This window comes from Candidatus Allofournierella merdavium, from assembly GCF_944382735.1.
GTDB lineage: Bacteria > Bacillota > Clostridia > Oscillospirales > Ruminococcaceae > Allofournierella_A > Allofournierella_A merdavium.
In genome coordinates, this window is sequence record NZ_CALWND010000016.1 from 1 (window position 1) to 18,093 (window position 18,093).

Here is an 18,093-nt window from a genome sequence, read left to right on the forward strand (position 1 = left end):
CCTACAGCTATTGTATCACGGGCACCTCAAAGCCTGCTGATACCTGAATTTATTAACTTTGAAACTTATTATACGAGTGAGGTGATTCCATGACCAACTTCGATTTTCTCCTATCCGACCCACAGTTTGCCACCTTTGCCCAGGCGGCGGTGGCGGCGGAAAAAATCTATGCCATCGACCCGGCGGTCTGCGCCCAGAGCTGCCGCCGGGCGATGGAGTTTGCCGTGAAGTGGATGTACTCGGTGGACTCCGCGTTGGTCAAACCCTTTGATGATCGGCTGGTCAACCTGCTGGGCACCGAGGAGTTCCGCGACATTGTGGACAAGGATTTGTGGCGGCGGCTGAACTACATACGTCAGACCGGCAACGACGGCAGCCACGCCGACCGCAAGAAAGTCACCCCCGAGCAGGCGGCGCTGTGCCTGGAAAATCTGTGGTGCTTCATGGACTTTGTGGCCTGCTGTTACGGCAAGCACTACGCACCCGGCGCCTTTGACCCGGCCCTGCTGAACCGGCAGCCCGCTGTGGCGGCGCCCGCGCCTGCGGCGAGCGTGGACTTGGACGCCCTCATTGCGGAAAACCAGACCCTGCGGCAGGAGTTGTCCGCCCGGCGCGCCGCCCAGCAGGCGGAATATGTGCCAAAGCCCCTGGAGTTGTCCGAGTACGCCACCCGGAAACTCTACATTGACGCCATGCTGCAGGATGCCGGCTGGGTGGAGGGGAAAAACTGGGTCAATGAAGTGCCCGTGCCCGGTATGCCCAACCGCGCGGGGGAGGGCTTTGCCGATTATGTGCTGTACGACGACGCCCACCGGCCCCTGGCGGTCATTGAGGCCAAAAAGACCTGTGCGGACCCGGCCAAGGGCCGCCAGCAGGCAAAGCTCTACGCCGATCTGCTGGAGCGGCAGTATGGCCGCCGCCCGGTGGTGTTTTTGACCAACGGCTTCGACATCCGCATCGACGACGGCGCTTATCCCGAGCGGGCCGTGGCCGCCTTTTATTCCCGGCGGGACCTGGAAAAGCTGTTCAATCTGCGGGCCATGCGCACCAGCCTCAATGACATCCAGGTGGACCGCTCCATCGCCGGACGCTGGTATCAGGAGGGAGCCATCAAAGCGACCTGCCAGGCTTTTGCCAACAACCGCCGCAAGGCGCTGCTGGTCATGGCCACCGGCTCCGGCAAGACCCGTACTGTCATCGCCCTGTGCAAGGTGCTGCTGCACCACGGCTGGGTCAAAAACATCCTGTTTCTGGCCGACCGCAATTCCCTGGTCATCCAGGCCAAGCGCAGCTTTGTGAACCTTCTGCCCGACCTCTCTGTCACCAATCTCTGTGAGGAAAAGGAGAACGCCGCCGCCCACTGCGTCTTTTCCACCTACCAGACCATGATGAACTGCATCGACACCGTCAGCGACGAGGAGGGCAAGCTGTTCACCGTGGGGCATTTCGACCTGGTCATCTGCGACGAGGCCCACCGCTCCATCTACAACAAATACCGGGACATTTTCAACTACTTTGACGCCCCGCTGGTGGGCCTGACCGCCACCCCCAAGGACGAGATCGACAAAAACACCTATGAGATTTTTGAGCTGCAAAACGGCATGCCCACCTACGGCTATGACCTTGCCCAGGCGGTGAAGGACGGCTTTCTGGTGGATTACCTGCTGGTGGAGAGCAAGCTGAAATTCCTGGAGCAGGGCATCGTCTACGATGAGCTTCCCCCCGAGGAAAAGGCCGAGTATGAGGCCACTTTCACCGACGAAAACGGCGAGTTGCCCGCGCGCATTGAGTCCTCGGCGCTGAACGAATGGCTCTTCAACGAGGATACCATCCGCAAGGCTCTGGACCTGCTGATGACCAACGGCTTGAAAATCGAATACGGCGAAAAACTGGGCAAGACCATCATTTTTGCAAAGAACCACCGCCACGCGGAAAAGATCCTGGAGGTGTTCAACAAGGAATATCCCCATCTGCCGGGGTATGCCAAGGTCATCGACAACTATATGACCTACGCCCAGAGCGCCATCGACGAGTTCTCCGACCCGCAGAAACTGCCCCAGATCGCCATTTCGGTGGACATGCTGGACACCGGCATCGACGTGCCGCAGGTGCTGAACCTGATGTTTTTCAAAAAGGTCATGAGCAAGGCGAAATTCTGGCAGATGATCGGGCGCGGCACCCGCCTGTGCCCCGGCCTTGTGGACGGCAGGGACAAGGAAAAATTCTACATCTTTGATCTGTGCGGCAACTTTGAGTTCTTCCGCATGAAGAAAGAAAAGGCAGGCGTCAACCAGATGGCTCTGCAAAGTGCCATCTTCTACTTAAAAGCGCAGATTATCTATAAACTGCAGGACCTGGCGTATCAAACGGAGGAATTGATTTCCTTCCGCCAGCGGCTGGTGGGAGAAATGCTGGCCAAGGTGCGGGAGCTGGACCGGGGTAATTTTGCCGTGCGGCAGCACCTGCGCTATGTGGAAAAATTCAGCGATCCCAAAAGCTGCCTGGCCCTCACCTATGAGGATACCCTGAACCTGAAAGAGGAAGTGGCGCCGCTGCTGCTGCCCGACCAGGACGAGGCCAGCGCCGTGCGGTTTGACGCATTGCTGTACGGCATCGAGCTGGCGTATCTTGTGGGCAAGAAGTACACCCGCGCCCGCAAAGACCTGGTGAAGAAGGTGACGGCGGTGGCCGGCGTGGCCAATATTCCCGAGATACGCGCCCAGTCCGCACTCATTGAAAAAATCCTGCACACCGACTATCTGGAGAATGCGGGCGTCAACGAGTTTGAACACATCCGGCAGTCCCTGCGCGCGCTGATGAAATATCTGCCTCACGGCGGCGCCATCTACAACACCAACTTCACCGATGATATCCTCTCGGTGGAGTGGAGAGAATCGGAACTGGAGAACGACGAACTGAAGGATTACAAGGCAAAGGCCGCTTTTTACCTGCGCCAGCACCAGGACAACGCCGCCGTGGCAAAGCTGCGCTCCAACATTCCGCTGACCGGTCAGGACGTGGCTGAGTTGGAAACGATCCTTTGGAGCGAGGTGGGCACCCGGCAGGATTACGAGGAGGAATGCGGTCACAAGCCCCTGGGCGAATTTGTGCGGGAAATTGTGGGCATGGACATGAACGCCGCGAAGAATGCCTTCGCGGAATATCTGGCCGGCGTAAATCTGGACAGCCGGCAGATCTATTTCGTGAATCAGATCGTGGAGTACATCGTGCAGAACGGCGTGATGAAGGATCTCTCGGTGCTGCAGGAGCCGCCTTTCACCGACCAGGGCAGCGTGGTGGAGGTTTTCACCGACCTTTCCATCTGGGCAAAGGTAAAAAGCGCCATCGACCGCATCAATGCAAACGCGGCGGCATGAGGAAGTCCAGCGGCTTGCAATATTCGAAAATGTCAAAGTAAAAAGAGCCGGCGATCCCGATGGATCGCTGGCTTCTTTTCGATTTCCGCAATCCCCTCGATCGCCGCCTTGCGCCCGGTCATCCGGCCGGGGGACTGGCCGGCAGGCGGCTTTTTCTTTTTGGCCTGCTGTTTGCGGGGCGGGGTTTTCCTGGCAAACTTCTCCAGAGCGGCCGGCGCCTCCCAAAAAATCCCCGTGTGCAACCAGCGGTTGACGTCCGGTTGGTCGACGGAACGGGAAATATAGGGTACAATACAGAGGCGGAAAACGTAAACGGAGGTGACGCATATGACTTTGGGCGAAGCGATCAGGAAAAGGCGGGAAGGGCTGAAACTGTCGCAGGGCTATGTGGCGGAACAGCTGGGCGTGAGCAGGCAGGCCGTGTCGAAGTGGGAGACGGGTCAGGCCGAGCCCACGGCAAGCAACCTGGTGCGGCTGGCGGAGGTGTTCCAGATCAGCCTGTCCGAACTGGTGGAGCCCTGCGCCGGGCAGGAAGAGGGGGATCACGCGGCGCGGCGGGAAAAAAAGCCCAACCCCATCCTGCGGGCCAACCTGATCAAAATGGCCATCACCGCCCAGGCGGCGCTTTGGTTCAACTGCACGTCGGTGATCTACCAGTTTCAGCACTCCGACGCCCTGATGCACAGCCTGTACCGCGGGGCGCTGGCCGTCTCGCTGGTGTTGCTGCTGCTCAGTTCCGTGTGGATGGCGGCCAACCACCTCTATGAACCGGACAGGGGCCGGCGCCGGAAGAACACGCTGATCGAGTTGGGCTATTGCTGCGTCCAGCTGGCGGCGGACCTGCTGACCATCCGGTTCGGTTTGGGCCTGGTGGGCGGAGCCCTCATCATCGCCGTGGGCTGTGTCTATATTTTGTACATCAATCCCCGGTTCATGGGCCGCAAGCTGACAAGATGAACGAGACAAGGAGCGGGCCTCCTCCGCCGCGGTGAAAGCCGCGCGCGGGCAGGCGGCCCGCTTCTTGCTTTTTAATTTTACAACTGTTATAATAATACAAATAAAATTTGAGGAGAGGATGGCCGTGGAGGACACCGCCGGCATCAAGCGGGCCAACAAAGCCCGCATCCGGAAACTGCTGGTCAGCGGGCAGGGCTGCACCAAGCAGCAGATCGCCCGGCTGACCGGGCTCAGCGTGGCCAGCTGCAACACCTATCTGAACGAGATGGAGGCGGCGGGGGAGGTGCTGGGCGAAAAGCGCAGGCTGCACGACGTGGGGCGCAGCGCCGCGGTGTACCGGCTGAACGAGGAGTTCGAGAGCATCCTCTGCGTCGCCCTGGCCCTGCTGGGGGGGCGGCGGGTGGTGAGGACGGAGGTGCTCTCGCCCACCGGGGCGCTGCGGCACCGGGAGGAGCGCTTTCCCCCCCGGCTGGACGCCGCGGCGGTGGAAAAGGAGATCGGGGCGGCGCTGGCCCGTTTTCCCAACACGGGGCGGATCGTGGTGGGAACGCCCAGCGTGGCGGAGAACGGGGTGGTGCGCCACAGCGACCTGCCGGAACTGGAGGGCGCGCCGCTGCGGGCCATGCTGGAGGAGCGGTTCCGGCTGCCGGTCTTCCTGGCCAACGACATGCATTACAAGGCATACGGGTACTACCGCCAGGCGGGCGCCGCCGGCGAGATCGTCACGCTGATGAACTATCCGGCGGGGGTGCTGCCGGGCACCGCCACCGTGTACCGGGGCACGGTGCTCACCGGCAGGAACCTGTTTGCCGGCATGGTGGGTTTTCTGGACTACGGCATGACCCCCGCGCAGCAGATCGAGCGGCTGCGGCGGCCCACGGCGCGGCCGCTGGTGGAGCAGGCGGCCGTGGCGCTGATCTCCATCCTGAACCCCCACAGGCTGCTGTTTACCGGCGACCTGCTGGAGGAGAGCGACCTGGAGCCCATCCGGGCGGCCTGCCTGCGGTGCATCCCAAAGGAGTACATGCCGGACTTTGTGTTCCTCCCCGACACAGAGATGTATTATCGCATGGGGATGTACTGGACAGCGGTGGACAGAAAGGAGCCGACGGAATGACCGAAGGAGAGAAAATGCGCCGGGGCCTGCTTTACGACGCGAACAACGACCCGGAACTGCTGGCGGAGCGGGCCCGCTGCAAGGACCTGTGTTTCGCCTACAACCAGCTGCCGCCCTCCCGCACGGAGGAGCAGGAGGCGCTCATCCGCCGGCTGCTGGGCCGCACGGGGGAGCGGTTCTGCGTCACCGCGCCCTTCTGGTGCGATTACGGGCGGAACATCGAGATCGGCGAAAATTTTTACACCAACCACAACTGCGTCATCCTGGACGGCGCGAAGGTGACGTTCGGCGACAATGTGTTCATCGCGCCCAACTGCGTGTTTTCCACGGCGGGGCACCCCCTGGACGCCGGGCAGCGGAACCGGGGCCTGGAGTACGCCTATCCCATCACGGTGGGGGACAATGTGTGGTTCGGCGCGTCGGTGACGGTGCTGCCCGGCGTGCGCATCGGCAGCAATACGGTGATCGGCGCGGGCAGCGTGGTGAACCGGGACATCCCCGACGGGGTGGTGGCCGTGGGCAACCCCTGCCGGGTGCTGCGGCCCATCACCGGGGAAGACCGGAAAAAATACGGGAGGTATGAAGATGAAGTTTGACCCGCAGGCGCTGGAGTGGACCAGAGCGCCGAAAGAATTTGTGATCTCGCCGGAAAGGATCGAGATCGTCACCGAGCCCCGCACCGACCTGTGGCAGCGCACCTACTACCATTTCCGCAACGACAGCGCCCCGGTGCTGCAGATGCGCACGGCGGAGCCCTTCTTCTCCTTTGTGGTGAAGACGGACTTCGCCGCGAGCCACCACCGCTTCGACCAGTGCGGCGTGGTGCTGTATCTGGACAGCGAAAACTGGCTGAAGGGCTCCATCGAGTACGAGAACGAGCGGTTTCAGCACCTGGGCAGCGTGGTGACCAACCACGGCTATTCCGACTGGGCCACCACCGAGATCCACGCCGGCGTGAAGACCATGTGGTACCGGCTGAGCCGCCGGCAGGACGATTTCTGCATCGAGTGCTCCGACGACGGCGCCGTGTTCCGCCAGATGCGGGTGTGTCACCTGCTGGAAGGGGCGGGGGAGGTGAGGTTCGGGGTGTACGCCTGCAGCCCGGAGGACTCCTCCTTCCGGGCGGTGTTCACCCACATGGAGCTCACCGAGTGCCGCTGGCCCGCCCACGACGGCCAGGCCCCCGACCAGGACGGCTGAGCGCCCCGGCCGCCGCGGCAAAACGCAAAGCAGCCTGAAACGAAGAAAGAGACAGCCTGTCCCGGCGGGGCGGGCTGTCTCTTCTTATGTAAAAAAACAGAAAAAGTATTGAAACAGCCCGGGCACTGAATTATTATGAGGAATAAATGTAAAAAAATGTGTCTCAAAACGCTGCACATACACAAAAAGGAAGGGCCGGTCCAACCCGCAGTGGCCGGCCTTTGCCTATGGGGGGATCTGAATGAAGACAAAAATTCTGGCAATGCTGCTCAGCGCTGCCATCGCCGCGTCCGCGGTGCCCGCGCCCGCCTGGGCGGAAGGGGCCGGCACCATCGCTGTGGCAAAAGCCTCCGGGCAAACCACAGAAGAAACGCTGAACACCGAGGCGGACACGTCTCCCGAAGCGCAGGCGCCCGCGAACAGCGCGGCGCAGCAGGGCAGCGAGGATTCCGCGCTCGCGGCCAGCACAGCGCAGCAGGGCGGCGAGGGCAGTCTGCCGGGCAGCCTGCCCGGCACCGCCCCGCAGCCGGATAATGGCGCGGACGGCGAAGAGGAAGAGGCCCGGCCCGCGGATGAGGCGACGGATGCGGCCGCCGGGCTGCAAAAAACGACCCGGCAGGCGCCTGGCCTGCAGACGGTCGCTGAAAACACCGTGGCCACCGTTCAGTCCTCGGCGGGCGATGTCCAATATTACGACACTGTGAGTACGGCGTCGGATGCCTGGCGAACGCAAAGCGGAAGCACGCTGACCCTCCTGCCGGGCACAACGCAGACGCTGAAATTCATGGATTTGCCCGACGAGGGCACCCTGGACCTGGGCGGAAACAGTGTGGCTCTGGAAACCACCTTGGATATCAGCGGAAGCCTGACCGTCCGTAACGGGGAACTGAAGGTGACGAATTTCCTAAGGGTGGAGGCCAACGGTGTTCTCAGCCTTGAAAAACTGAAACTCTCGGGGCGGGACGAAAACTCCTCAGCAACGATCGAGAACAAAGGTACGATCATCGATCTGGGTGGCGTAGAACTGGGTGAGGGGATCGACCCCAGTTCCGCTGTCTCCTACATGGACGAAACCGGTGCGGTGAAGGTGCTGTTTGCGCCCTACACCCTCATCAACAGCAGTGAAAGCGCCCCCACGGGCTGGTCGAACGGCTGGTATGTGGCCGAGGGGTCGGTGACCATTTCCGACCGGGTCACCGTGAACGGCAGCGTGAACCTCATCCTGAAGGATGGCGCGAAACTCATCGCCGAACAGGGCATCACCGTGAGCGATGGAAACAGCTTTGCCGTCTACGCTCAGAGCACCGGCGACAATATGGGCTGGTTGCAGGCGACGAACGCGGAATCGACAGATAGTGCCGCCCTCGGCGGCGAGATGGGCAGTGCCGGCAGCATCACCATCAACGGCGGCCATCTGGAGGCCACCGCCTCCGGTAACGGCGCGGGCATCGGCGGCGGTATTATCGGCGCCGGCGGCAGCATCACCATCACCGGCAGTGTCGTCACAGCCGTGGGAGGCCGCAATGCGCGCATCGGCGGCAGCGAAGACGCTGATGATGCGGGCAAATTCTCCACCTCCAAAATGAATGGTGACCCGGGCAACGCTGTGATCTTTGCCGGTTCCATCACGGACACTTCCGACAAAGACAACTGGAGCGGCCTGATCTTTCTGAACAACACCGGCAGCATCTATGGCGGAAACAGTTATACGCTGAATAATGACATAGACCTTTCGTGGAACCAGACCCTCACCATTGAAGATGGCGAGACCTTCACCGTTGCCGGGGGCGTGACGCTGAACAATGAAGGCCATATCATGATCCGGACGGGCGGCAGTTACATCGGCGGGCTGATCGGAGGGAATCAGGTGGAATTCGAGATCCAGTGGGACATCGACGGCGATGGCAGCACAAACGAGAGCACCTTTGTGGCCTATGGGCAGATCCCCAGCCATGCCGACGGTGTAAAAAATTCGACGGAGCCGGAAAAATACGTCAATGTCTTTGACAGGTGGGAGCCAGCGCTGGTGGAAGCTACCCAGCCGGCCTGCTACAGCGCCCAGTTCACCCCGACCGAGGTGCTCTATAAAGTGACCATGCCCGCAGAGGCGGGCTGCAAGGTGCAGTATGCGGGCAGCAGCGCCGTGCCCTACGAAACAAAGATCACCTTCACGGTGGAACTTGCCGACGGCTACCGAAAAACCGGGGATTTCGCGGTGCTGGCCAACGGTGTGCCCCTGCAGGAAGAGGGGGACGGCAGCTATCGGCTGACCGTCACCGAAGACATTGAGATCACAGTGGAAGGCGTCGAGGCCATTCCCGCCACCCCGACGCCCACGGCCACCCCGACGCCCACGGCTGTGCCCGGCCCGGTGGAGATACCGGTGAAGGCCCCGGCCACGGTGACCGGCGCCACCGCCGCGGCGGAACTGGAGGAGAACGCACTGGCGGAAGCGGTGGCCCAGGCAAAGGAAGAGGCCCAGGCCTCCGGCGGCGGCCCCGTGGTGATCGTGACGCTGGAGGGCGAAGGGATCAACGAGGCCCAGGGCATGCAGGTGAGCCTGCCCCCCGAGAGCCTGGCCGAACTGGCCGGTGTGGAGGGCGCAAGCCTCACGGTGGAAAGCCCGGCGGCATCGGTCACGTTTGACAGCCAGACGCTGAACGCCATCGCCCGGCAGGCAGATGCCGCCGTGGTGATGGTGGTGGAGCCGGTGAGCAGGGAACAGCTGAATGAGGCGCAGGCGCAGGTGGTGGACCAGGAGCCGGTCTTTGAACTCACCCTGCAGTGCAACGGCGTGGTGATCGCCGACTTCGAAGCCGGCAATGCCACCGTGTCGCTGCCCTATGCGCTGGCCCAGGGCCGGCAGGCGGAGGACGTGGTGGTGTGGTATCTGGACGAAGAGGGCGGCACCACCCCCCTGCGAAACCAGCTACGACGCGCAAAAGCAGCTGGCCACCTTCACCACCCCCCACTTCTCCAAGTATATGGTGGGCTATGAGGGCGCGCAGCCGGCGGAACAGCCCGAGACCCAGCAGCAGCCCGCTGACGCTGCCCCCGACGCCGCCCCCGGCGCGGGGGTGGGCCTGCCGGTGATACTGCTGGCAGTGGTGGCGGTACTGCTGATCGCGGCCTTTGTGCTGCGCCGGATCTTCCTGCGGCGCGACGGGGAAAACTGACCCGCCAAAAGGAGACCGTCATCGACGGGCGCAAACGCCCCCAAAAAGAAAAAAGCGGCAGGACAGCCCGAACAAGGGCTGTCCTGCCGCTTTTTTATCGTGAACGGAAAACCGGGCCGGCGCACCCCGGCGCAAGGGCGGGGCAGACCCGCGCGGTGCCGGCCGCCGCGGCAAGACACAAAGCAGCCGCCTCAGCGGAAGGTCACGCACCAGTAGGTCCAGCTGTACTCGTTGAACCAGCAGGCGATGCCGCACTGGGTGAAGGAGGGGTAGACCATGGCGTTGTAGTGGTCCGGGCTGTTGGCCCAGGCGGCCACGATGTCCTGGCCGGTGCGGGCGTTCTGGCCGATGATCTCGATGGTGGTAGAGCCGTCGTGGGTGAGGCCGGTGTCCACCAGCTGCCCGCACCGCTGGTCCGCGATGGCGGTGAGGTCGTCGGCCACCGTCAGGGGCGCCACCCCCGCCGCCGCCCGGTAGGAATTGATGCCGTCCAGCGTGGCGGTGAAGGCCGAGTCGGTGGAATTGATGCCCCACCAGGTGCCCGAGCCGTTGGCCGCGCTGAAGGGCACCGCGCCGTAGCCGGTGGGCAGGGTGAGGGTGAAGCCGTCCTCGCCGGAGACCTCGCCGCCGCTCTCCGCCGCGGCCTCATCCGCGGCCGGGTCGGTGACCGTGACGGTGCAGGCGGCCTCCAGCCCCTGCAGCCGCGCCGTGATGGTGGCCTCGCCCGCCGCCACGGCGGTCACCGTGCCCGCTTGGTCCACCGTGGCCACCCCCTCGTCGGAGGAGGTGTAGGCCACCGCCTGATCGGTGGCGTCCGCCGGCTCCACCGTGGCCGCCACCGATTGAGGCTCCCCGTCCAGGGGCAGTTCCAGGGCCTCGGGCATGGTGAGGGAGGCGGGGCTCACCACCACCGTCACCGTGCCGCTGGCGGAGAGCTCGCCGTCCTCGCTGGCGAGGGTCACCACCGCCGTGCCCGCGCCCACGGCGGTGAGGATGCCCTCCTGGTCCACCGTCACCACGGCGGGGTCGCTGGAGGTGTAGCGCAGGCCCTGCTCTTCGGCCAGCCGCGCCGCCTTGTCCGCCGCCGGCGCCTCGCCGCTGAAGGTGTATTCAGCAACGGCCTCGCCGGCCGCGCCCCGTTCCATCGTCTCCGGCACCGTCAGGCTCACGCCGGTGATGCGCGCTCCGCAGGCGGAGAGCAGCAGCGCCGCCGCCAGGGCCAGCGTTGCCAGCGGGAAGATGCGTTTCATAAAGCAACACTCCTTTGCTGTTTCATACACAGTATATCACAGTCGTAAACCGGGGGCCATCCCCCCGGACGGTCAGCGGAACACCACCCGCCGCACCCGGCGGGGCAGGTCCGTCAGCACCGTGCGGGGAGAAAAGACCACCTTCTCCAGCCACACCCCCTCGCAGGAGAACACCAGCAGCAGGTGCAGCCGGTCGGCCACCGGCAGGCCGGCGGCCCGGGCGGGCAGGCTCACCTCCATATGGAAGGATTTTCCCCGCACCAGCTCCCGCCGGAAGGCCAGACACAGGGTGGTGAAGGGGCGGTAGAGCACCCGGCAGTGCCCCAGCCACCGCCAGGCGGCGTAGATCACCGTCTCGGGGGGGATATCCGGCCCGCCGGGGGCCACCTCGGTCTTTTCGGTGGTGTACACCGCACAGGGGATGTGGTCGTATTCGATCATGCGGAACATAGGCAACTCCTTTCGTGGAACAAAACGTGAAAATGGCACAGTAATCCCGTAAGATTACTGTGCCATTGGAGTCTCATGCCTCGTTTTGGCCCACGATGGGCGCTGATATAATTATACCACACCAGGGCAGAGCGGGTCAACACAAATCGCGAAAAAGGCCGCTCACCGCCCCGGCGCCAGGAAGCAGCCCGGCTCGTGGGCGTTGATGACCCCCGCCGCCTGCAGGTAGGCGTAGACCACCGTGCTGCCCACAAAGGCCATGCCCCGGCGTTTCAGGTCCCGGGAGATCTCGTCCGACAGGGGAGAGGTGGCGGGGCCGCACTCCACCAGGGCCTCGCCGCCAGTCCAGTGCCAAAGCCAGGCGTCGAAACTGCCCCACTCCTTCTGAATCTCCAGAAAGGCCGCCGCGTTCCTCACCGCCGCAGCGATCTTGCGCCGGTTGCGGATGATGGCGGCGTTTTCGGCCAGCCGCGCCTGCTTTGCCTCGTCGAAGGCCGCCACCCGCGCCGGGTCGAAGCCCTCGAAGGCCTCCCGGAAGGCCGGCCGCTTGTTCAGCACGCACTCCCAGGACAGGCCCGCCTGGAAGGTCTCCAACACCAGCAGTTCAAACAGCGCCCGGTCGTCGTGGAGCGGGCGGCCCCACTCGCTGTCGTGGTAGGCGATGTAGGCGGGGTTCTTCGGGTTCGCCCAGCGGCAGCGCCCCTTTCCGTCGGACCATTCCATCGGCGGTTCCTCCTTTTCATGGGCGGGGCGGCGGGGTCCACGCCCCCGGCGCAAGCAAAAAAACAGGCTCGCCGCCCGCGGTGATGTGTATAAAATATATAATGTTATCCAAAGAGTATAAAACAAGCGGGAGCAAAGGGGCCTCCGTCCCCGGAGGAAAACCGGGAACCGGCCGTTCCGTCGGAGGCGGCAAAAGCAGGGGACAAGCCGCCTTTTTGGCCCGGGCGCGCAACGATCCCGGGCGTACAAAGAATATGGGCCGCACAAAGAATATGGGTCGTACAAAAACATGGAACAAGCCGACCGCTTTATCCGGGGCGTGCAAAAACATGGGGCAAGCCGACCGCTTTATCCGGGGCGTGCAAAAACATGGGACGGGCCGACCGCTTATCCGGGGCGTGCAAAAACATGGGACAGACTGACCGCTTTATCCCAGGCGTACAAAAATCAGGGGCGGAAGGGGATGCCCTCCAGCCGCAGCAAAAACACCTTGTTCTCCAGCCCGCCGCCGTAGCCGGTGAGGCGGCCGTCCGCCCCCAGCACCCGGTGGCAGGGGATGAAGATGGAGACGGGGTTGCGGCCCACCGCGCCGCCCACCGCCCGGGCGCTCATCTTCGAAACGCCCCGCGCCGCGGCGAGGCGTTCGGCCAGCTGGCCGTAGCTGACGGCCTGCCCCCAGGGGATGCCGGTCAGCAGCCGCCACACCTCGCCCTGAAAGGGGGTGCCCCCCGCCGCCAGCGGCGGGGTGGGGCCGGGGTCGCGGCCGGAGAAGTAGACCTGCAGCCAGCGGGCGGCGTCGGCCAGCACCGGGTCGTCGGCCCGGCGGGGCGGGTCGGCGGGCAGCCGGGGAGGAAAACGCCCCTCCACGAACCAGCAGCCGGTGAGGGCGCCGTCCGCGGCGGTGAGCCAGAGGGGCCCCACCGGGCTTTTGAGCAGCAGGCCGCTCACCGGGCCGCCTGCGGGCTGTTATGTACCGCGCCCTCCAGAACGATGCGGGCCAGGTCGGCGGGCGTGTCGGCCAGGGCGTTCGCCCCCGCCGCCTCCAGTTCCTGCCGGGTGCGGAACCCCCACAGCACCCCCGCGCCGGGCAGGCCGGCGTTGTGGGCGGTGTGGATGTCCACGTCGCTGTCCCCCACAAAGAGGGTGCGGGCCGGGTCGGCGCCCATCCGGGCCAGCAGCCGCCGCAGCGCCGTGGGGTCCGGCTTGGTGGGCACTCCGGGCACCGCCCCCTGCACGAACCGGAACCGCCCCGGGAAATAGTGCTCCATCACCGCCTTGGCCAGGCTGTCCTCCTTGTTGGTGAGCACCCCATAGCGCACCCCCGCCGCCTCCAGCTTGTCCAGCATCGCTTCGATGCCGGGGTAGGGGGCGGTGGTGTCCTCCTTGTGGGCGTCGTACCGGGCGCTGAACTGGGCCAGCACCTCCTTCTGGGCCGCCTCGTCCCGGGCGGATTCCGGCGCGAACCGCCAGCACAGCTTGGGGATGCCGTTGCCCACAAAATACCGGTACTCGTCCACCGTGTGCTCCGGCCAGCCGTTGGCCCGGCAGACAAAGTTCGCCGCGTCCGCCAGGTCCCGCAGAGTGTTCAGCAGGGTGCCGTCCAGATCAAACACCACATGATCAAATCTCATCGTTTTCTTTCCTTCTTTCCTCTATATCCTCGCTTCAGGGCGCCAGCTTCAGCCGCACCGCCCGGGCCAGCTTCACCGCCCGCACCCGCACCTTGGCCCGGCAGGGCAGATGGGCGATCACGTCGCACCGGCCCACCGACTCCGAAAAGGGGGTCTGGCGAAAGGTGAGGGAGCAGTCTGCCGTGAGCAGGTACACCGTGTGCCGGGTGAGGCCCCGGGTGTACTGGGCGGCCAGCGTGCCGTCGGGGGTCTGCCACATCCCCTCGGTGATCCAGGCCTCCAGCCCCGCCAGCAGCAGCCCAAGGCTCAGCAGCAGCGGCAGCGCCAGCAGGGGCGTCAGCCGGGGCAGCTGCCACAGACTCACCCCCATCACCGCGCCCGACAGGGCAAAGGCCGCGCCGCCCTTCCACAAAAACAGCGGCAGGCTGCGCCCCGCCAGCAGCTCCGGCGCGTAGACGGGCGGGGTGAAGGCGGGCAGCAGCGCCTGCACCAGCGCCTCCGCCCCCGGTTTGTACACCAGCACCGGAATGTCGCCGCCCCGGTAGCTGCCCGCGCTCAGGTACACCCCCCGGCGGTTCAAAAGCCGCCCCGCGGGGGTCAGACGCACGTCGCAGGCGGTGACGGCCGCCGCGGCGATGCGCCGCTCGGTGTGGTTCACATGGCCGCCCTTTGCCAGGATGACCCCGCCGCTGCGGCACACTCGGAACCCCGCCGTGGACAGCAGCGACCAGAACAGCGCCACCCCCCACAGCGCAAAGGCCAGCGTTACCAGCCAGGCCACGCCCGCCGGCAGCACCAGCTCCAGCAGCCGCTCCACCTGGGCCAGCTGCCCCAGTGCCAGGTCGTTCAGCTTCTGCTCCAGCCCCTCGCCCAGAATGCGCCGGGTCTGCCGCAGGCTCACCAGCACCAGCGCCGCCGTGGCCGCGATGTTCGCGCTGAGCATGGTCAGCCGCACCCGCTCCGCCCGGGTGGGGGCAAAGAGCACCGCCTGGGAATCCACCGGCAGCAGGCTCTCCGCCAGCGCCGCCGCCGTGCGCCGGGGCAGGTAGAAGGTGGCCCGGTTCGGCCCCCGCCCCCTGGCCATGTACACCGTCACCCGGCTGGCCCCCGCCAGCCGCAGCCACAGCGGCCGCGCCTGCTCCAGCACCGCCACGTCCCGCCGGGCAAAGGCCAGCTGTCGGCGCAAAAGCACCCCGGTGTCCAGCACCAGGGCCTTGTCGGTGAGGGCAAACCCCACCCGCCGCCACAGCACCGTGCCCAGCACCGCCATGCCCACCAGGATGGCCGCGTCCTGCCGCAACGCCCGGTACAGGCTGTTCAGGTCAAAGTCCAGCAGCGCCTGCACCATGGGCACCAGGCACAAAATCAGGCCGTAACGTATAATTTTTAAAATATATACAATATGGAAATGCCCCTTGAGGCGGATGTGATCCATGTCAGCCTCCTTGCAGGCAGGCGGTCAGCCGGTGGGCGTCGGCGTCGGCGATGCCGGGCAGCATCACCACCGCGCCGCTGGTGGAGAGGATGAGCACGCAGCAGCCGCAGCGGCGCAGCAGGGGGGTGGAAAAGCAGCCGGCGGCGCTGACGAAGCGGGTGGGGATGCGCCGGCTGGATTTGAACCAGATGCCGCCGCTGACCCGCAGTTCGCCCAGGGTGATGCTGCCCTCCAGCCGCGCCAGGCGGGCGGGCAGCCAGAGGAGGAACACCGCCAGCCAGGCGGCGGAAAAGACGGCGCCGGGGAACAGCCCCTGCCAGAAGGCGAAGGGGGCCGCCAGCGCGCCCAGGGCCACAAACCACAGGCACACCACCCCGATGCCTTTTTTGTCCAGCCGAAAGCGCACCATGGGCCCTGCCTCCTTTCGCGTTTTTCAAAAGGGATATTCCCCGCTGCCCCCTGATTATACTTGATTATGCCCCGAAAGGAAAGAGGCCGGGGGGCACAGGGCGGTTTTTGGCCGGCGGGGCGGAAAAACGGGTTCTGTTTTGAGGCGGATTGTGGTATAATGCAAAAACGGACGGGCAAAAGGCCCCGGCCGTCCCGCGAAGGGAAAAGGAGAGAAGCGATGGAATACCTCAAGGTCATTTTGTACGGCGTCATCGAAGGCATCACCGAGTGGCTGCCCATCAGCAGCACCGGCCACCTGATCCTGGCGGAGAAGCTGCTGGCGCTGCCCTATCCGGAGGAGTTTCTGAGCATGTTCCGGGTGGTCATCCAGCTGGGGGCCATCCTGGCGGTGGTGGTGCTGTATTTTCCCCGGCTGTGGCCCTTCACCACCGATCCGCGCCATAAATACCAGCGCCCGGCGGTGTGGCAGCTGTGGTTCAAAATTTTTGCGGCCACCCTGCCGGCCCTGGTGCTGGGCCTTCTTCTGGACGACTGGCTGGACGCCCACCTTTATAATTATATCACGGTGGCGGCCATGCTCATTCTCTACGGCGTGTTTTTTATCCTCATCGAGAACCGCCGGCGGCGGCCCACGGTGCGCCGGCTGGACCAGCTGACCTACAAACACGCCCTCATCATCGGCTGCTGGCAGGTGCTGGCCATGATCCCCGGCACCTCCCGCAGCGGGGCCACCATCGTGGGCGGCCTGCTGCTGGGCCTTGCCCGGCCGGTGGCGGCGGAGTTCACCTTCTTTCTGGCCATCCCGGTGATGGCCGGGGCCAGCGGGCTGAAGCTGGTGAAGTACCTGGCGGAGGGCGGCCGCTTTTCCGGCGGGGAAGTGACGGCCCTGGCCCTGGGCTGCGCGGTGGCCTTTGTGGTGAGCGTGGCGGCCATTCGTTTTCTGGTGACCTTTGTGCAAAAGCACAATTTCAAGGTGTTCGGCTGGTACCGCATCGCCCTGGGGGCGGTGGTGCTGGCGGCGGCCTTGTTGGGGTTTTGAGAAGCAGATGTGAAGGAGTGTAAAAGATGGAAAAAGCAAAAGTGTATTACAGTGATCTGCGGGCCCGCCCCGGCCTCAACCTGCTTCAGAAGCTGCAGCGGCTGGTGCGCGCGGCGGGGATGGACACCATCGACATGAAGGACAAGTTCGTGGCCATCAAAATTCATTTCGGCGAGCCGGGCAACCTGTCCTACCTGCGGCCCAACTATGCCAAGGCCCTGGCGGACGTGATCAAGGCCCAGGGGGGCCGGCCCTTTTTGACCGACTGCAACACCCTGTATGTGGGGCGGCGCAAGCACGCGCTGGAGCACATCGAGGCTGCCTATGAGAACGGGTTCACCCCCCTTTCCACCGGCTGCCAGGTGATCATCGCCGACGGCCTCAAGGGCACCGACGAGGTGGAGGTGCCGGTGGCGGGCGGCGAGTATGTGAAGGAGGCCAAGATCGGCCGTGCCATCATGGACGCGGACATCGTCATCAGCCTGAGCCACTTCAAGGGCCACGAGTCCACCGGGTTTGGCGGCGCGTTGAAGAACCTGGGCATGGGCAGCGGCAGCCGCGCGGGCAAGATGGAGCAGCACTCCTCCGGCAAGCCCCAGGTGGACAAGGCGCTGTGCCGGGGCTGCCACTCCTGCGCGAAGGACTGCGCCCAGGGAGCCATCTCCTTTGACGAGAACAACCACGCCTCCATCGACCACGACAAGTGCGTGGGCTGCGGGCGGTGCCTGGGCCGGTGCAACTTCGACGCCATCTCCTGCCCGGCGGACGCGGCCAGCAAGCTGCTGAACTGCCGCATCGCCGAGTACGCCAAGGCGGTGGTGGACGGGCGGCCCAACTTCCACATCAACCTGGTGATGGACGTCTCCCCCAACTGCGACTGCCACGCGGAGAACGACACCCCCATCATCCCCGACGTGGGCATGTTCGCCTCCTTCGACCCGGTGGCCCTGGACCAGGCCTGCGCCGACGCCTGCAACAACATGCCGGTGCTGCCCGGCAGCCAGCTGGCGGACAACCTGGCCCGCCCCGGCTTCTGCGCCTGCGGCGACCATTTCACCGACAGCGCCCCCATCACCCACTGGCAGTCCGCCCTGGAGCACGGCGAGAAGATCGGCCTGGGCACCCGGGAGTACGACCTGGTGAAGGTGTGATTTTGGTATAAACAAAAAGTAAAATTACACATCGTATAGAAAACGGCCCTTGCCCCGGTGTTTTCGGGGCGGGGGCCGTTTTTTCTTTGCCCAACGGGCGGCAATGCGCAGACCCCTTCGCCGCCGGCTGTGCCGGGCGCGGCAGCGCACACTCGCTGCGCCCGGTCCCTCCGCAC

At 64.7% G+C, this 18,093-nt stretch carries 17 protein-coding genes; 9 read left to right on the forward strand and 8 right to left on the reverse strand.

Annotation, left to right across the window (positions count from 1 at the left end; genetic code table 11):
* The first annotated feature begins 89 nt into the window (after nt 1-89).
* Entirely contained in the window at nt 90-3,377 is a 3,288-nt protein-coding gene (locus tag ACH2A7_RS11670) for a DEAD/DEAH box helicase family protein (protein ID WP_394962106.1), read from the forward strand.
* Between the two features lie 32 nt (nt 3,378-3,409).
* Here ACH2A7_RS11670 and ACH2A7_RS11675 read toward each other — a convergent pair whose 3' ends face one another.
* Nucleotides 3,410-3,619, reverse strand: coding sequence for a hypothetical protein (locus ACH2A7_RS11675; RefSeq protein ID WP_394962107.1), 210 nt, complete (start codon nt 3,617-3,619; stop codon nt 3,410-3,412).
* Nucleotides 3,620-3,704: 85 nt separating this feature from the next.
* Between ACH2A7_RS11675 and ACH2A7_RS11680 the strand changes: the two genes are divergently transcribed.
* The 6 genes from ACH2A7_RS11680 to ACH2A7_RS11705 all read left to right on the forward strand — a co-directional run bounded on the left by ACH2A7_RS11680 (nt 3,705) and on the right by ACH2A7_RS11705 (nt 9,827).
* Nucleotides 3,705-4,334, forward strand: coding sequence for a helix-turn-helix domain-containing protein (locus tag ACH2A7_RS11680; protein WP_394962108.1), 630 nt, complete (start codon nt 3,705-3,707; stop codon nt 4,332-4,334).
* A 124-nt stretch (nt 4,335-4,458) separates the two neighbouring features.
* Nucleotides 4,459-5,451, forward strand: a complete 993-nt coding sequence (locus tag ACH2A7_RS11685; protein WP_394962109.1) for an ROK family protein — start codon at nt 4,459-4,461, stop codon at nt 5,449-5,451.
* Nucleotides 5,448-6,047, forward strand: coding sequence for a sugar O-acetyltransferase (locus tag ACH2A7_RS11690; RefSeq protein WP_394962110.1), 600 nt, complete (start codon nt 5,448-5,450; stop codon nt 6,045-6,047). Before ACH2A7_RS11685 ends, ACH2A7_RS11690 begins: the two co-directional genes overlap by 4 nt.
* A complete protein-coding gene (locus ACH2A7_RS11695; protein WP_394962111.1) occupies nt 6,037-6,651 on the forward strand; it encodes a DUF1349 domain-containing protein in 615 nt (204 codons plus the stop codon). Before ACH2A7_RS11690 ends, ACH2A7_RS11695 begins: the two co-directional genes overlap by 11 nt.
* Before the next feature lie 241 nt (nt 6,652-6,892).
* Nucleotides 6,893-9,649 (forward strand): hypothetical protein, encoded by a 2,757-nt coding sequence (locus ACH2A7_RS11700; RefSeq protein WP_394962112.1) that lies wholly within the window; start codon nt 6,893-6,895, stop codon nt 9,647-9,649.
* A complete protein-coding gene (locus ACH2A7_RS11705; RefSeq protein ID WP_394962113.1) occupies nt 9,636-9,827 on the forward strand; it encodes a hypothetical protein in 192 nt (63 codons plus the stop codon). Before ACH2A7_RS11700 ends, ACH2A7_RS11705 begins: the two co-directional genes overlap by 14 nt.
* 191 nt (nt 9,828-10,018) lie before the next feature.
* On the opposite strand, the gene ACH2A7_RS11710 is transcribed toward ACH2A7_RS11705, so the two are convergent.
* The 7 genes from ACH2A7_RS11710 to ACH2A7_RS11740 form a co-directional block, all read right to left on the reverse strand.
* Nucleotides 10,019-11,077, reverse strand: a complete 1,059-nt coding sequence (locus ACH2A7_RS11710; protein ID WP_394962114.1) for an Ig-like domain-containing protein — start codon at nt 11,075-11,077, stop codon at nt 10,019-10,021.
* A gap of 72 nt (nt 11,078-11,149) precedes the next feature.
* Entirely contained in the window at nt 11,150-11,527 is a 378-nt protein-coding gene (locus ACH2A7_RS11715) for a hypothetical protein (protein WP_394962115.1), read from the reverse strand.
* 162 nt (nt 11,528-11,689) lie between these two features.
* Nucleotides 11,690-12,250, reverse strand: a complete 561-nt coding sequence (locus ACH2A7_RS11720) for a DNA-3-methyladenine glycosylase I (protein WP_394962116.1) — start codon at nt 12,248-12,250, stop codon at nt 11,690-11,692.
* Nucleotides 12,251-12,697: 447 nt separating this feature from the next.
* A complete protein-coding gene (locus tag ACH2A7_RS11725; RefSeq protein WP_394962117.1) occupies nt 12,698-13,198 on the reverse strand; it encodes a methylated-DNA--[protein]-cysteine S-methyltransferase in 501 nt (166 codons plus the stop codon).
* A complete protein-coding gene (locus ACH2A7_RS11730; protein ID WP_394962118.1) occupies nt 13,195-13,881 on the reverse strand; it encodes an HAD family hydrolase in 687 nt (228 codons plus the stop codon). The genes ACH2A7_RS11725 and ACH2A7_RS11730 overlap by 4 nt, the downstream gene beginning before the upstream one ends.
* 34 nt (nt 13,882-13,915) lie before the next feature.
* A complete protein-coding gene (locus tag ACH2A7_RS11735) occupies nt 13,916-15,316 on the reverse strand; it encodes a PH domain-containing protein (protein WP_394962119.1) in 1,401 nt (466 codons plus the stop codon).
* 1 nt (nt 15,317) lies between these two features.
* Entirely contained in the window at nt 15,318-15,725 is a 408-nt protein-coding gene (locus ACH2A7_RS11740; protein ID WP_394962120.1) for a PH domain-containing protein, read from the reverse strand.
* Between the two features lie 219 nt (nt 15,726-15,944).
* Between ACH2A7_RS11740 and ACH2A7_RS11745 the strand changes: the two genes are divergently transcribed.
* Both ACH2A7_RS11745 and ACH2A7_RS11750 read left to right on the forward strand, forming a co-directional pair.
* Nucleotides 15,945-16,766: an undecaprenyl-diphosphate phosphatase gene (locus ACH2A7_RS11745; RefSeq protein ID WP_394962121.1), complete on the forward strand. Its 822-nt coding sequence runs from the start codon at nt 15,945-15,947 to the stop codon at nt 16,764-16,766.
* A 26-nt stretch (nt 16,767-16,792) separates the two neighbouring features.
* Complete coding sequence (locus ACH2A7_RS11750) at nt 16,793-17,917, forward strand: DUF362 domain-containing protein (RefSeq protein ID WP_394962122.1); 1,125 nt, start codon at nt 16,793-16,795, stop codon at nt 17,915-17,917.
* Nucleotides 17,918-18,093: the final 176 nt, after the last annotated feature.

Bases quoted from the DNA above. Each gene is read 5' to 3' on its own strand.
- ACH2A7_RS11670 (WP_394962106.1), top strand. From the start codon at position 90: ATGACCAACTTCGATTTTCTCCTATCCGACCCACAGTTTGCCACCTTT.
- ACH2A7_RS11680 (WP_394962108.1), top strand. From the start codon at position 3,705: ATGACTTTGGGCGAAGCGATCAGGAAAAGGCGGGAAGGGCTGAAACTG.
- ACH2A7_RS11690 (WP_394962110.1), top strand. From the start codon at position 5,448: ATGACCGAAGGAGAGAAAATGCGCCGGGGCCTGCTTTACGACGCGAAC.
- ACH2A7_RS11695 (WP_394962111.1), top strand. From the start codon at position 6,037: ATGAAGTTTGACCCGCAGGCGCTGGAGTGGACCAGAGCGCCGAAAGAA.
- ACH2A7_RS11700 (WP_394962112.1), top strand. From the start codon at position 6,893: ATGAAGACAAAAATTCTGGCAATGCTGCTCAGCGCTGCCATCGCCGCG.
- ACH2A7_RS11705 (WP_394962113.1), top strand. From the start codon at position 9,636: ATGGTGGGCTATGAGGGCGCGCAGCCGGCGGAACAGCCCGAGACCCAG.
- ACH2A7_RS11710 (WP_394962114.1), bottom strand. From the start codon at position 11,077: ATGAAACGCATCTTCCCGCTGGCAACGCTGGCCCTGGCGGCGGCGCTG.
- ACH2A7_RS11715 (WP_394962115.1), bottom strand. From the start codon at position 11,527: ATGTTCCGCATGATCGAATACGACCACATCCCCTGTGCGGTGTACACC.
- ACH2A7_RS11720 (WP_394962116.1), bottom strand. From the start codon at position 12,250: ATGGAATGGTCCGACGGAAAGGGGCGCTGCCGCTGGGCGAACCCGAAG.
- ACH2A7_RS11730 (WP_394962118.1), bottom strand. From the start codon at position 13,881: ATGAGATTTGATCATGTGGTGTTTGATCTGGACGGCACCCTGCTGAAC.
- ACH2A7_RS11735 (WP_394962119.1), bottom strand. From the start codon at position 15,316: ATGGATCACATCCGCCTCAAGGGGCATTTCCATATTGTATATATTTTA.
- ACH2A7_RS11740 (WP_394962120.1), bottom strand. From the start codon at position 15,725: ATGGTGCGCTTTCGGCTGGACAAAAAAGGCATCGGGGTGGTGTGCCTG.
- ACH2A7_RS11745 (WP_394962121.1), top strand. From the start codon at position 15,945: ATGGAATACCTCAAGGTCATTTTGTACGGCGTCATCGAAGGCATCACC.
- ACH2A7_RS11750 (WP_394962122.1), top strand. From the start codon at position 16,793: ATGGAAAAAGCAAAAGTGTATTACAGTGATCTGCGGGCCCGCCCCGGC.